9 protein-coding genes and 1 pseudogene are annotated in these 13775 nt (G+C 52.3%); all 10 read right to left on the bottom strand.

The window, feature by feature from the left end; genetic code table 11:
* Window positions 1-57 precede the first annotated feature (57 nt).
* The 10 genes and pseudogenes from ACOI7Z_RS21150 to ACOI7Z_RS21105 all read right to left on the bottom strand — a co-directional run bounded on the left by ACOI7Z_RS21150 (window position 58) and on the right by ACOI7Z_RS21105 (window position 13773).
* Window positions 58-3363, bottom strand: coding sequence for an ImcF-related family protein (locus tag ACOI7Z_RS21150; RefSeq protein ID WP_249356068.1), 3306 nt, complete (start codon window positions 3361-3363; stop codon window positions 58-60).
* A 131-nt stretch (window positions 3364-3494) separates the two neighbouring features.
* On the bottom strand, window positions 3495-4604 hold the full coding sequence (locus tag ACOI7Z_RS21145) for a hypothetical protein (protein WP_087848641.1): 1110 nt from the start codon (window positions 4602-4604) through the stop codon (window positions 3495-3497).
* Window positions 4605-4606: 2 nt separating this feature from the next.
* A complete protein-coding gene (locus ACOI7Z_RS21140) occupies window positions 4607-4867 on the bottom strand; it encodes a PAAR domain-containing protein (RefSeq protein ID WP_087848640.1) in 261 nt (86 codons plus the stop codon).
* Between the two features lie 144 nt (window positions 4868-5011).
* Window positions 5012-5404 (bottom strand): T6SS immunity protein Tli4 family protein, encoded by a 393-nt coding sequence (locus tag ACOI7Z_RS21135; RefSeq protein WP_240513432.1) that lies wholly within the window; start codon window positions 5402-5404, stop codon window positions 5012-5014.
* 41 nt (window positions 5405-5445) lie between these two features.
* On the bottom strand, window positions 5446-6129 hold the full coding sequence (locus ACOI7Z_RS21130) for a hypothetical protein (protein WP_249356067.1): 684 nt from the start codon (window positions 6127-6129) through the stop codon (window positions 5446-5448).
* Window positions 6130-6226: 97 nt separating this feature from the next.
* On the bottom strand, window positions 6227-7345 hold the full coding sequence (locus ACOI7Z_RS21125; RefSeq protein ID WP_249356065.1) for a T6SS immunity protein Tli4 family protein: 1119 nt from the start codon (window positions 7343-7345) through the stop codon (window positions 6227-6229).
* Complete coding sequence (locus ACOI7Z_RS21120) at window positions 7314-9086, bottom strand: lipase family alpha/beta hydrolase (RefSeq protein WP_087848638.1); 1773 nt, start codon at window positions 9084-9086, stop codon at window positions 7314-7316. The genes ACOI7Z_RS21125 and ACOI7Z_RS21120 overlap by 32 nt, the downstream gene beginning before the upstream one ends.
* Window positions 9087-9110: 24 nt before the next feature.
* Complete coding sequence (locus ACOI7Z_RS21115; protein WP_087848637.1) at window positions 9111-11615, bottom strand: DUF2345 domain-containing protein; 2505 nt, start codon at window positions 11613-11615, stop codon at window positions 9111-9113.
* Window positions 11616-11765: 150 nt separating this feature from the next.
* Window positions 11766-11889 (bottom strand): annotated as a pseudogene (locus ACOI7Z_RS21110) (hypothetical protein).
* 186 nt (window positions 11890-12075) lie between these two features.
* On the bottom strand, window positions 12076-13773 hold the full coding sequence (locus tag ACOI7Z_RS21105; protein ID WP_087848636.1) for an OmpA family protein: 1698 nt from the start codon (window positions 13771-13773) through the stop codon (window positions 12076-12078).
* Window positions 13774-13775 lie beyond the last annotated feature (2 nt).

Genomic DNA, 13775 nt, shown 5'->3' with positions numbered 1-13775 from the left:
CATGAGCAGAGGCGGCCCGGCGTCGCAGGTCAACGCCAATCAGTGAGGGAGGCGGTTTCAGTATCCCTCTTCGCCGGGTATATCGTCGGTCAGCGGAATACGCTCAGCAGGCGCGCGCACGCTGAATATCGTCTCAGGTAGCGTAAAGTTTCGCAGGGCCAGCAACGCCAGCGGTCCTTCCCCCGCCTCGGTACGCAGGGTGTAGTTCAGCAACAGACCATCCGGCGCTTTCCAGCTCAGGCTCCAGCTGCTGCTCGTTCCGGGGTAAGCGCTGACCACCGCCTTATCCAGCAGGCGGATCCAGCCCCAGGCCCCCTGAAGATCTGCATACTGGCGGGTGCCCGCCCGGGTGCTGATCCAGCTCAGACTGGCGCCCGGCGCTTCGGTATCGGCGGGCCAGCTGAACCGCCGCCAGGCCGGCATCTGGTTCATGTAGACAAGTTTCTGGCTGTCGATGACCAGCTCCGTCTGCATCACGCCATCCGCGGTGCCGGGGCGTAGCGCAAAATGCAATCCCGCTTCGCCGTTGGCGAACGCGACGTCGGAGAGATGGCTCAGGGTATTCATCGCCTGCAGAAAGGCCGGGTTAAACGTCAGCCCCTGGGCATTGATACTGTCCGCCATCCAGCGGCTCCCCTCTTTATGCAGTACGCCGTTCAGCCGGGTCTGCAGAAAGCGGGCGATGCGTCCGGTCTCGCTATTGAGATATTTTGCCAGCAGCGGGAGAGAGACTTCACTGCTGGTATTTTTAAAGGGGTAGCGGCCGCCAAAAGCGCGATTCCAGTCCTCCACCACCGCGCTGCGCCACTGGGCGTTGAGACTTTCCGCCGCCGGGGTCAATACCTGCTGCCAGGCCTGCTCCATCGGGCGAACAAACAGCGTCTGTCCAAAACCACTCCACTGCTGGCCCAGTCCCGCCGCCACCAGGCTGCCGTAGTCGCGCGTTTCGGTTAAATCCACTGCCTTGCCCTGGAACACCGTCTGCGCAAGCAGGCGGGTCATCGCCTGCGGGTCGGTGGCGTTGGTGACCTGCTGCAGGCGCAGACGCACCTGGGTGACGCGGGTCAGGAAGGTCTGCAGGCTAAGACGGCTGGTGGACGCCCCGCCGTCGCGATTGTCCAGCAGCGACAGTACGGGCCCGAAGGTGGCATCCAGAGGACCGCGCACGCCACCCTGCTGGTCGATGGCGGCCTGCCCGTCGCGGTTAAACAGATTTTTCGCTGATTTGACAAGCGAATCGGCGATGGCTTCCCCGGTCTGGCCGGTTCGCCCCTGCACGCTCAGGGTGTTCATCAGCGCCACCAGCGGCGACTGGCGCACATCGGCCATCAGGGTCAGCTGGTCAATGGCATCAGAGAGGGTCGCCGCGCGCTGCCAGCGCAGACTGTTGAGAAAATCCAGCCAGGCGCCGCTGAAATCAGCGAAATAACGCTCCGCCAGCCTGGCTCGCAGAGCTTCCGGCGACGTCGACTGCGCGGCAGTCTGCTTCGTATCGCTCAACACCCAGTCCATTTCATCGCGGCGTTCCGCGACCACTTTCTCAATGGCGGGCTGCACCGTCTCTTCCCAGGCTTTCCGGCTGAACATCCCCGGCACCACCTCATCGGTGGTGAACAGGCGCGACGCGTCGGTGTCGCCGGTCATGTCCGCCAGGTGCAAGTCCGCATACTGGTTCGCCACCTGCGCGAGCATCTTCTGATAAAGCGTGGACTCACTGTTGCGCTGGCCCAGCTGGCGAATTAACCGTGTGCGCGCCTGGCTGACCAGACCGTCATCGACAGGCAGACGCCACTGCGGATGCGACGCCAGGCTGGCAGCGTAAAATGCCAGTAACGAAGGGCCGTTGCCCCGCCAGACGGCGTCGGCGATACCTGAGCGCTGCGACCAGTCCTGCATCAGCGTGGTGGCAAACCAGGACGCGTCCATCCTCTCAGGGCGCGAGAGCATCAGGTACAGTTTTAACTGATCGTAAGCCGTTTTTGCCCTCTTCTCGCGAAGCGGACTGTCCGGCGGAAGCTGCGCAAAGGCGTTCAGCTGCCCTTCCAGATGGCGCGCCGCCGCATCACGCAGCAGCGGTAAGGCGCTTTCGCCATAGCGCGGCAGAAGCGCCGCCAGCAGGTCATCATTCTGGCTGAGGCCAGCGCGGAGGTACCAGGGTGCTCCGTGCTGTGACCGGTATTCCAGCCGGGCAAGGGTTTTCTGCAGCTCAGACAGGGCGTGTAGACTCGTGGTCAGCGGCTGTTTATCCGCCGAAAGCTGCTGAACCTGCTGCTGCGCCTGCGCCACCTGGCTGCGGTTAGTGATAAAGGAGACGGTCATTGCGGCGGCCCACAGGAGCATCAGCACCGCAACGCTCGCGCCCGCCATCCGCACCCCGCTGACGCCCGGTTTACGCGCACGCAAACCTGCCGGTAACGCCAGCGGGGATTCCGGGATGGCGTCCCAGCGGTTATCCCGGCTCCAGTGGTGGGCAACGCTGCGCTGCGCCCCGGCAGAGGGGGCACTGAACACCACGCCCGCCAGCGGCAGCGGGCGGTACGGATTAAGCAGCACGGACAGGGGGCCGGTCAGGCTTTCCGGCCCGCGGGTCAGTTGGTCGGCCAGGGTGAGGAGAAAATGATGCTGCGGTCTGTCGCAAATCTGCTGAATGCCCTGCGCGGTGAGCGCCGGTATCAGCCCGTTCAGCTGGCGGGCCAGCGCGTCAGGCGCACATCCCGCAGACAGCAGGCAGCCCACCGGCTGGGTTGTCCGGCCAGCCTGTTCCCCGCCGCGCCCGTGCAGCGACCAGACATACAGCGGCAGCCGCCAGCCCAGGGCCTCATAACGACCGCTCAGGGCATGGGCCAGCGCATCCGTCGCATCAGAAGTGAGTGATGCGGCGGGCATATCGCCATCCGCACCGGGAACAGAGTCAAAAGCGGAGGTCACCCACACCATGCCGTCCGCCGGGCGACGGCGCAGCTTTCGCAGCGCGGCGAACCAGGCGGCGTCCGCCGGTGCCGCCGGGTCGCCGCCCCACAGCAGCAATGTCCCCCGGTCTTCCTGCCAGAGTTCCCGGGTGAGTTTTGGGGTCAGTTGTTCGACGTCGGCGATGCTGCCGGTAATGAGCAGGATGCGGAGTTTGCGGGGCCAGAAGAAACCATAAACTGAGCTGAGTTGCCTGCGTATTTCCTGGTATGACAGAAGGACAGCAGGTGTTATTTTTGTCGAAATCTGCTGATTTTCCTGATGAGCAAGAACATTGTCTGGTTTGTAGATATTCTGTTCTTTCTTGTACTTTCTCCTCAACCAGAATGGCGATGCGATCACACCCAGCAATAATGCAGAAAATAAACTTCCCCAGACAGCCCATGCTTTATGCATCGTTATGCCATAAGCGACTACTTTATCCTGATTAAGAAACAGTAATAGTGCACATATTCCGGCAAGGCCAATAATCAGAATAATGTATCCGGTAACACTGTAACGGATCTCTGGTGTTGAATTTCCCGCCGTCATAAAAATAACTCCCTGGTGATCAGGCAAAGTGAGTACTTATTTTTTCGCTGCTGTGAAATAAGCAACTGCATTTCACCGGTATGAACAGCTGCATCAACCATCAGTGCGACAGAAACGGGAAATGACAATGGTCCGCCAGGTCCGAAGGTATGATCCAGCAAATGACACGGCAGTTTTGCCGGTAACTGCCATTGCTGCTCTCCGGCATATTGAACGATTTTCGCCCGTTCATCATTATCAACTCCTGTCAACCAGATATGATGTAAGTCTGTGTTGTTTAGCCTGTTATATTCAGACAATATATCCAGTGCGCTGGTTAACGAATCAGCGGATAAGACCCTTCCTATCCCGGCCATAACTGGCAGCTTATGTATTGAGGAAAACGAAACTAATGTAATAATCTGTCCAGAAATAAATTCGCTGTGCTTTTTGTTGTTATCAGTAAACCAGTCCTGAATACAAAGCAGAAGAATAAGTCCCTTCTGTTCTGAATCAACCTGAATATCATCAACTGAATTAATATACTCCGGGTATAAATCCCATTGTTTATAAACAGCCTGACTAACCGATAACTGCTGACTCACGCCAGGAAGAAGAATTTTTATCGCATATAAAAAATGGCGATATCCTGGACACTGTTTCTCTGCCTGGGCATCAATATATTCCAGCCGGTTATTCAATCCAGCAAGAACAGTATGCAAAGACCGGGCCTTGCGCGGATAAGCGGGTATATCCGCATAATCTCCCAGAAGGGCAGCAATTCCGTCTTTTTCCGGTGTCAGCACAATATTACCCACAACAACCCATTGCTGCCTGCACCAGCGTTGCCAGTGTGATCTCGTCCGCTCAGATTCTTTATTCCACAATAGTGTGTCATTAACAGACTTTTCATAGCGATGCCAGATAACACCGAAGAAACACAACCAGATAAAAAATGCCGGTAGCACACCATACAGAATCACCTGCCCGTAACTGGTGACTCTGCCGACAAATAATACCAGAGTTCCTCCAACCGCCAGCATAATGAAAAGAATCACACCCCATGTTTTGTATTCAGGACAAGGAAGTGGGTTTTTCTCCGGTATATCAGGAACAGGCCATTGCATAATTATGACTCAATACTGTTTTCGGTATAAGAACTGATAACACGGCAACCACATTCACAGAGGCAATTATCCACAACAACAAATACGCCCTCCTCTGATGCCGTGGAATCACCTTCAATAATACGACCGGAACCATGTTTCGGGCAGGATACAAAGTCACCAACCAGTGCAACTTGAATACCATTAATAAACATAGTGGAAGATGCTGAAATGACTTTACCGCCATGAGTAGTGGCATCTCCCAGACAGACTAATGCTGGCATAATATTTATCCTATATTAAACGGATAGAAAGCATAATTGTATCACAGATAACAATACTTTCATTTAAACAATATTAAGAACAGTGTACATAAACCAGTGGAATTACCATCACCTAAGTAAATTACAGATCCATTCAAAAAATGATCACCAGGATTTATGGTACTCCAATGTTTCTGTTATATGCTGCCAGACTGCAACCAGTTCAGGCTCACTTAATATCTCACCCGAGCTATTATCCCGTGATGTGTATCTCATATTCACGGTCAGCGGCATCATTCCCCCAACCCTGCCCTCATTAATTCTCAGCGTAAAGGCATAACTTATAATGGGAATACCCTCTGATATCTGGTTCTCTCTGACCAGCCATTCAACGACATCGAGACCATTCACTTTTCTGCTACCTTTATACAGCGTGGTACCATAGGAACTTTCCATTACCCGATGATCTTTTTTTAGTAAAGGAGTTTCCCTGTAAGGGCCGTTATCCATGCTGAAATTAATTTCAATTCCGTATTTGTTCAGATACTTCACGGTCATTTCGTACTCCCCCAACAGTGACTCTTTCACCTCGCCATATTTTATGGCCAGATTGTTCTCCTGCGGGCGCTGGTTATCTTTCCGGGGGTGTAGACCTGATAATATACTGAGTAAAAGAGATTTTTTTCTGGAATATCATAACGATAGCTACTTTTAAAAGTTTCCCTGTCTCGATCATATTTTGAAGATCTGCCATCTCTGGCCTTCATAGTTATTTTAAATGTAACTCCATCATCCCATCGGTAAGCCTCAAGAATTCTTGAGACATCAGAGTAATATCTTTCTTCCATCCTCTCAAATAATACCCCACTCATTCCTGATGGTAATATTTCGGTTTTTTTCAAAAAAGGTGCATCATCAGAACTATCTGGTCGTGTATTTTTAAGTTCTTCTTTATATCGATTAAGAAATTGCTCAAAAGGTGGATAATATTGCTGTTTACTCTCAATTTTAGTCATATCTGACCCCTGTATGAACATAAACATCTCTGGTGCCGGGGTAAACTCTGCTGGCAAAGCAACAGAATAATAACCAAAATACCGGGTTTCTGGCTGCTGTAAAAGCGTACTGACCATCTGCTGCTCCTTATCGCTAAGTGAATAAGAATAATTAATATTGTGATATATAAAAAAACCGACCACGACCAGTAAAGTAATCAGTAATGATATCACTACGCCCGGCTGGCGGGTCAGATTATTCCGTATATGCCATTTCTTCATCATCATTGACCTGCTGGGCTATTTTAGTAATCTTAAGAACAGAGTGCATAAATCAGTGGAATTACCATCGCCTAAGTAAATTACAGATCCATTCAAAAAATGATCACCAGGATTTATGGTACTCCAGTGTTTCTGTTATATGCTGCCAGACTGCAACCAGTTCAGGCTCACTTAATATCTCACCCGAGCTATTGTCCCGTGATGTGTATCTCATATTCACGGTCAGCGGCATCATTCCCCCAACCCTGCCCTCATTAATTCTCAGCGTAAAGGCATAACTTATAATGGGAATACACTCTGATATCTGGTTCTCTCTGACCAGCCATTCAACGACATCGAGACCATTCACTTTTCTGCTACCTTTATACAGCGTGGTACCATAGGAATTTTCCATTACTCGATGATCTTTTTTTAGCAAAGGAGTTCCAATGTAAGTGCTGTTATCCGTATTGAAATAAACTTTAATTCCATATCTGTTTATATACTTCACCGTCATTTCATATTCCCCAAGCAGTGACTCTTTCACCTCACCATATTTTATAGCCAGATTGTTCCCCTGCGGGCGCTGATTATCTTTCCGGGGGTGCAGACTTGATAATATACTGAGTAAAAGAGATTTTTTTTCTGGAATATCATAGTTAAAACTATATTTTGATTTTTTTCTGTCTTCATCATATTTTTTTGCACGTCCGTCTCTGGCCTTCATACTTATTTTAAATGTAACGCCATCATCCCATCGGTAAGCATCCAGTATTCTTGCCACATCCGGAACTCCCTGATGTTCCATTCGCTCAAAAATTTCCCCTTTCATCCCTGATGGCAACAAATGGATTTGTTTCAAAAAAGGTGCATCATCAGGACGCACTGGCAAAGTATTATCTAGCTCATTTTTATAACGTTTTAAAAATTGTTCAAAAGGTGGATAATATTGCTGTTTACTCTCAATTTTCGTCATATCTGAACCCTGTATGAACATTAACATCTCTGGCATTGGAGTAAACTCTGCGGGCAAGGCAACAGAATAGTAACCAAAATACCGGGTTTCTGGCTGTTGTAAAAGTGTACTGACCATCTGCTGTTCCTTATCGGTAAGTGAATAAGAGTAATTATTATTGTGATATATAAAAAAACCGGTCACGACCAGTAAAGTAATCAGTAATGATATCACCACGCCAGGCTGGTGGGTCAGATTATTCCGTATATGCCATTTCTTCATCATCATTTACCTGCTGAGCTATTTTAATAATTGAACGCAATGTAAATGCCAGACTGGTTTCATTACGGTAGGCCGCTTCATGAGATACATTGACATTCAACCTTTCCTTTACAAAGCGATCGGGAATTTTCCCAGCCCGTAACGGCACAGTGCCATCACCATTTTCACTGGAATCCTGCAGGGTAAAACATTGACCTATATAGACATATTCTGAATTATAACTTTTCATATACCCAGAGCCATGAGAAGAAACCTTCCAGCTCTGCTCTTTTTCGGAAAGGGTATCTGCTACCGTCCTTTTCTCCTTTATCTCCCGATAATCCAGGCGTCCGTCATTGAGAATATATTTTTTCTTTAAAACAGCGGCATCACCAATGGCAATACTTCCTTTCCAGCGAGCAGTTTCTTGTGTCAGATATGCCGGAGGAATAACATCATCATCTACTTTCCCATAAAAAGAATAAGTATTGGAATGATATTTCCCAGATATATTTTCATGAAATGGTTTAACGAAGCTATTTATTAGCTCATCAAATACCCCCCAATCAATTTCAATTTGTGCTTGATTTAATGAAACATTGTTAGGATTCAACAAGTTTTCATCGATCAACTTCCACCAGGCATCCCTTTTCAGATAAAGATCCGTATAAGGATCATTCCCTGGCAGCGACGTGGTTACGCCATGACGATCGGTTATTTTAAGCCAGTCAGTACCATAGTCCACGGATGGCAGCAGCTCCAGTGGTCCGGCAGACTGGGAACAAATTGCCGTCATTTCTGCTGCGTTTCGTCCGAGTATCTGCGAAATAATATATCCCTCAGTACTCGATTCAGGATTTTCAGTCCCGCGTTTCATACGTGTGTAAGCAGGCGCTGCGCCAGTTGAGGGCATCACACCGTGTACAACTCCGTAGATATTTTGATTACCCTTACCATCGTCCAGGTCCAGACACTCTGAATAATATCTTGCCACCAGTCCCCCCATCGAGTGGGTGACCAGAATGACTTTATGGCATTTCATGCCTCTGCTTTTATAACCCTGAACAATCTCATTAATACGGGACTTCAGATGGTCCGCTGATTTTATATTAGAACCGAGCCAGTTATACCCCATTGCATGGACAGGAAACTGATATTGCTTCATGACTTCAAGAGCCTGTTCATCCAGAGAGTCACTATTCCCACTACTACAAAACTCAACACCCAGCGCCTCAGTAATTAATTTTTTATAAATCGCATTAAGAGGACTATCTTTACAAGGCTTATCCCGAAATAAAGCTAGCTGGAGTAAATCAAGAAACGAACCATAGCTGCCTGCGGCAACTTCCCCCCAACCACGGGCAGCACGTGTGCCAAAAAGCTTTGTTTCCGGATCGTTTTCCTGGGCCTTTTTAAGCGCAGCGCCCAGACGGTCTATTGATTCTGAATCGTATTTATTAACAGGATTGTCAAGCATTATCTGACTTTGCTGTTCCTGTTGCTGTGACGATATAATCACTCCACGGTTATCAACCTGAACTCTGTCAGGATGGAGCAGTTTCTTTCTCTCTTCTGGTCCGGAACCGGGTAATGACCAGCCTATTAATGACAAACCATCGTCATATCGCCAGATAACATTATCATCACCGTCTTTCAGGTTGCTCCCCATAACTCCCGGAATAAAAACTACAGGGATAATGCGATAGTCATTAATTGTCACTGAACCTATTTTATTCTTTGCGCTGAGATCCGTACTTATTGTGGTCATATACTGTTTGCTCTCTGTCTGTTTTTAGTTTTTCAGATTATCAGGACTTTCCACTTTTATTTCCTCAACAAAGAGTCCGCTCTGTTTTGGCAAACGTCCCTCACCATCAGTTATCATCTCTGTTGTACTCCCATCATCGCGGGTAACAAGGACCTTTTGGTTTCTTGCCAGTTTACCGGTCTGTTCCCAGCGCACCTCTGGCGTAACAGCAAAATCCGCACTCTCCCACTGCTGAATCGCCTCAGTAATACTTTGCCCGCCAAACTTCTGCCACACCGCGCCGCGTTCGATAATTTTATCCGGGGCCGCGCACTCCACCGTGCCATCAGCTATCCGGATATAGCCCCCACCGCTGGTCAGAATAATTTCTTGTTTGGCACTGATGATGATTTTCCCTTCACTACTACTAACCCGGATATCTTTCAGCGCATCCAGCGTCATTTCATCCCCCTGAGCCTGAATCTCTACTTTCCCTTTACTGGCAAACAGTTTGATACCCAGCTTCTGGGCATACAGGCCGATTCTTTCTCCTGCCGCAACAGTCAATTTTTTCAGAATACTGAAATCGGTATTACCACCGCTTGTTGCCGTAATGTTTTCTCCGGCTGATAATTGCAGGGATTTCGGCGTCACCTGCGCTATCCCTTCAGGGGCAGAAAGCAACAGCGCTGATTTCCTGAGTTCTGTCAGTGTCTCGTTCAACAGGGTTTTCTGCGTTTGCAGGTCCGCCAACTCTGCTTTCGCGATTTCTGCTGCGCTGCTTAACGAGTCCGCCAGATTCTGTGCCTGCCGGAGCTGGCTCAAGGCAGCAGACATATCCAGCATCATTCCTCTGGCCGATTGCTGTGGGTCCGCCGTAATAAACACACCCGCACCGCCGCGGATACTCACCCATTTATCCGTTCTCAGCTCTGCCCCTTCCCCACGAAGCGCTCGCTGAGCATCCACATTATGCCCCAGGTTCAGTTGTGTCTTGCCGCCGTACTCAGTGCTGAGCTTGATATGCTCTTCGCCGCGTTTGTCCTCCATCCGCAGTTTGTTCAGCCCCGCCGTTCTGATGACATTGCGCGTGCTGTTCTTTTCCGTCACAGGGTCAACATGCCGCGAGTCGTGCAGCGCATGGGCGATATACGGCCGGTCGGGGTCGCCTTCGTGGAACGCTATCGCCACTTCCGTTCCCTGAATCAGCGGGAAGTGAAAGCCGTACACATCGCCGCCGTAAGGTTTGGCGAGACGCACCGGCATGCTTTCCTGCCCCTGCCCTTTATCATCTCTGTCAGCGTCAAATTTCACCCGGTACAGGCCGGACGCATCCTGCCAGGCGTAGATATCATTCGCCTTCGCGCTGGTCACCCGCGCCGTCATGGTGCCAGTCACCTTCGGGCGCGGCAGCAGCGGCGGACGCCAGCACAATGTTTCGCTGTAGGGCACCGCCAGCAGGGTCACCCGCAGCGCCTCCCGGCGGCTGGCGGTAAAACCGGTGCCGGTGATTAACAGCGAATCCTGCACGGGCGCAGGCAGGGTCGACGGCAGGCTGTCGGTGAGGGTCAGCACCTGGGCCGGCGCCAGCCAGGCTGCCGTACTGCTCGCGGTAATCAGCGTCTGGCGAGCGAGAAAACGCTCATGGTCGAGACGGGCATAGAAGTTGGCGGTCTCCGCCTGCGGGTCGATTTTATCGCCCCGCTCCCGGTGGCGAAGCTTATAGTGGTATACCTCTCCGTAAGTGATGCCTTCACCATTTCCCCGGGTCATATCCGCTGTTGCCGACTGGAGAACGCTCTGCGCATCGCGGGGGTTATAATCCCGGGTAGTGACGTTCGCCTCTACGACGTTGTGCGTGATGTTCAGACCCCATATCGATTCCGCACCGCTGTCGCTCATCCCGGACGGGCTGTTAACCGGCAGTGTCTTATCGAACATCAGCGCCCGCTGCGCGTCGGCGAAGTGGACCACTTCGCTCTGGGCCTCTTCCTGCAGGGTGAAGAAATAAAATATCCCCACCTCTGCCAGCAGGCGCTGGATAAACGCCAGGTCACTCTCCTGATACTGATTAATTTGCTCGCGCCGCGGATAGTGTTGCTTGAGATTAAACTCATACTCCCAGTCATGCAGGTGATGTTCCTGCAAAACCTGCTCCACCACTTCCGGCACCGATTTATTGACGAAGAAACGATGGGTGCGGAACTGTTTGTCCAGCAGCGAGAGGAAGGGTTCGAGGGTTATCATGTACTCTGCCTGGTCAGCAGAGCCACTGATACGCTCAAAATGCGTGACCACGCCATGCACCCGTTTGCATTCGGTCAGGCTCTGTAATATGCCACCGTCCATCGTCAGCGTCGCCGGTTTGCTCAGTAACTGGCTGGCGTCGATATTTTTATCCGTGCTGGTGAAATAAATTGTCCAGAGATACGTTTCACTGAGTTTTTCTGCACCGCTGAATTCTTCCACATCCAGCGATGCAGTACATGACGGAATATCCAGCTGGTAACGGTTGAGGGTGGTGCCGGTAATTATTGAAGAGGTATCCATTATATTCCTGTTTTACTCCGCAGTAATGACCATCAAACATCGATTAACAGGCCATACGGTTTAATTTTGTTTAATGATAATCATCTCATTCATCATAAATATATTTAAGTGCATATCGATATATCAGATACCCCACCAGGAGTTTCATTACTAAAAGGCAACCCCAGGGATATTTATTTTCACTTACTGAGAAATAAAAAAGCACACAGAAACCGGAACCTTCAACGTTTAACGCTGCCAGCATTTCTCTGGCACTGTCCTTAGCGCTATCCATGCTGATCTCCTTTATCCATCCCCTTTCCTGCGCTTCATCCCCGCAGAGGCCCCGCTTTGCCGACAAGATTGACTGGCTGCAGGCACGCTACCGCCCATCGCTGTTTCCTGTTTATCAGGAACCCGTAGCGCACAGGGTCAGGCAGGCAGATTGTTATTGTTCACCGTCCTCGTTCGGGGTCGCGGATTACTCGGTTTCGTTTTTTAAAGCGGCAGCCCCGGCTCCTGAGGTATTAGCCGTGCCCGGCGTCAGACAGGCGTCCTTCTGCGGGACCAGACTGATCTCCACCCGGCGATTTTGCGCCCGCCCGTCTGGCGTCTCGTTGCTGGCGACAGGACGACTTTCGCCGTAGCCCTGCACCGCAAAACAGCTCTCCAGCACATCGCCGGTATCGCGCATCCAGTCGCGGACCGCCTCGGCACGCTTCAGGGAGAGTTGTTGATTAGATCTATCATTGCCGATGCTGTCGGTATGGCCTGCCACCACGATCAGCCAGCCGGGTTTCGCCTTAATGCCCAGCAGCGAGTTCACCAGCAGCTTTGTCGAACCCGGTTTCAGCGTCGATTTGCCGGTATCGAACAGCGCCATGCTATCGAGGCGGATCGTCTGCGGCCCCTGCACAACCTGCTTAATGACCGGACGCGGCGGCGGGGGCGGCGCCCAGTCATTGATCGCGGCTTCCACGAAGGGGATCAGCCGCAATCCCTGATACAACCCCAGCCGGTAACGCAGCGGCTCTCCCCGGCGCAGCCAGTCATCCAGCAGGCGGCTGTCGGCACGTAGGCGCTGCTGCGCCTGCAGCTTCGGCGTCGGCGGCGTGCCGCTGAGGCGGTGGTAGACCGCCAGATGATCGCCGACGCTGCGCACCAGGCGCTGGTTGTTGATAAAGGAAGCCAGCATCGCCAGCGCCAGAAAGAGGAAGCCCACGCCAGCGGCAAGACCGGCATCGCGCATCCGGCGGCTGACCCCGTGGCGGTGCGGCAGTGACGACAGAAGAAGATCCGGCAGCGGGTGAGGACCTGGCGCCGCGGCGTTGCCCGGGGAGAGCGTGGTGATCCCGGCGATTTGCTGCTGCCAGAGGTTATTTGCCACCGCCGTCACCGGCGTCAGGCAGATGCCCATGGCGCACAGGTCCAACGGCGAAAGTTCCGCCTGGCGAGTGCTCAGTGGCCGGACAAGAACGTTTTCTGCCAACGCCAGAATGCTCTCCAGCCACAGCGTCTGATGCAGGCGTGAGGCTGAGCTGCCCTCTCGCTGCCAGTCGGCAATCGACTGGGGCGCTTGTCCCTTCTGCCGCACCTGGAGACCAGGCCGATCCGGCGTGACGGTAAACCAGCGGCTTTCCGCTGCCTGGCCGCCAGGCGGCGTCACCCAGAACACGCTCCACACCGGCGGCAGACCGTTTAACCAGGTTCGGCACTGAACAATACTCCGCCGCCAGTCGCACAGCGACTGCACCAGGTGCTCCCCGGAGGGGTGGTGCTCCGGTACCACCGCCAGCAGCACGGAAACCTGCGATACCAGCGCCGGACGCGCCGCCGCCAGGTACTGCGCCAGCCGCGGCAACTGCTCCGCGCTTTCCCCCCGTAGATACCAGCCGAGGCGGGTTTCGCAGTGCGCCGAACGCCCGGGAAACAGACTGTCGGTATCCCCGCAGACCAGAACCACTGCCCCCTGAAAATCCTCGGGTGGCAGGACGATTTCCGATCGCTGACGGCTGACTGCCCGGCGACGCTGACGCCAGAGCGCCGCGCCGCCCACCAGCAGGATGCACAGACTGACGATCACCTGGTTGCCGATGGACAGCGGCCAGAAGCCCAGCGCCAGCCACAGGGCCAGGATGACGGTCAGTAGCGTAAGCAGACGACGGGCGTTATCACGCATCT

The organism is Klebsiella sp. C283 (assembly GCF_048822555.1).
Classification (GTDB): Bacteria; Pseudomonadota; Gammaproteobacteria; order Enterobacterales; family Enterobacteriaceae; genus Klebsiella; species Klebsiella quasipneumoniae.
Note: the sequence above shows the minus strand (reverse complement) of the source record. Positions and strands in the feature narration are given on the sequence as shown.

Bases quoted from the DNA above. Each gene is read 5' to 3' on its own strand.
- ACOI7Z_RS21145 (WP_087848641.1), bottom strand. From the start codon at position 4,604: ATGCAATGGCCTGTTCCTGATATACCGGAGAAAAACCCACTTCCTTGT.
- ACOI7Z_RS21140 (WP_087848640.1), bottom strand. From the start codon at position 4,867: ATGCCAGCATTAGTCTGTCTGGGAGATGCCACTACTCATGGCGGTAAA.
- ACOI7Z_RS21115 (WP_087848637.1), bottom strand. From the start codon at position 11,615: ATGGATACCTCTTCAATAATTACCGGCACCACCCTCAACCGTTACCAG.
- ACOI7Z_RS21150 (WP_249356068.1), bottom strand. From the start codon at position 3,363: ATGCATAAAGCATGGGCTGTCTGGGGAAGTTTATTTTCTGCATTATTG.
- ACOI7Z_RS21120 (WP_087848638.1), bottom strand. From the start codon at position 9,086: ATGACCACAATAAGTACGGATCTCAGCGCAAAGAATAAAATAGGTTCA.
- ACOI7Z_RS21130 (WP_249356067.1), bottom strand. From the start codon at position 6,129: ATGATGATGAAGAAATGGCATATACGGAATAATCTGACCCGCCAGCCG.
- ACOI7Z_RS21105 (WP_087848636.1), bottom strand. From the start codon at position 13,773: ATGCGTGATAACGCCCGTCGTCTGCTTACGCTACTGACCGTCATCCTG.
- ACOI7Z_RS21135 (WP_240513432.1), bottom strand. From the start codon at position 5,404: ATGACCGTGAAGTATCTGAACAAATACGGAATTGAAATTAATTTCAGC.
- ACOI7Z_RS21125 (WP_249356065.1), bottom strand. From the start codon at position 7,345: ATGATGATGAAGAAATGGCATATACGGAATAATCTGACCCACCAGCCT.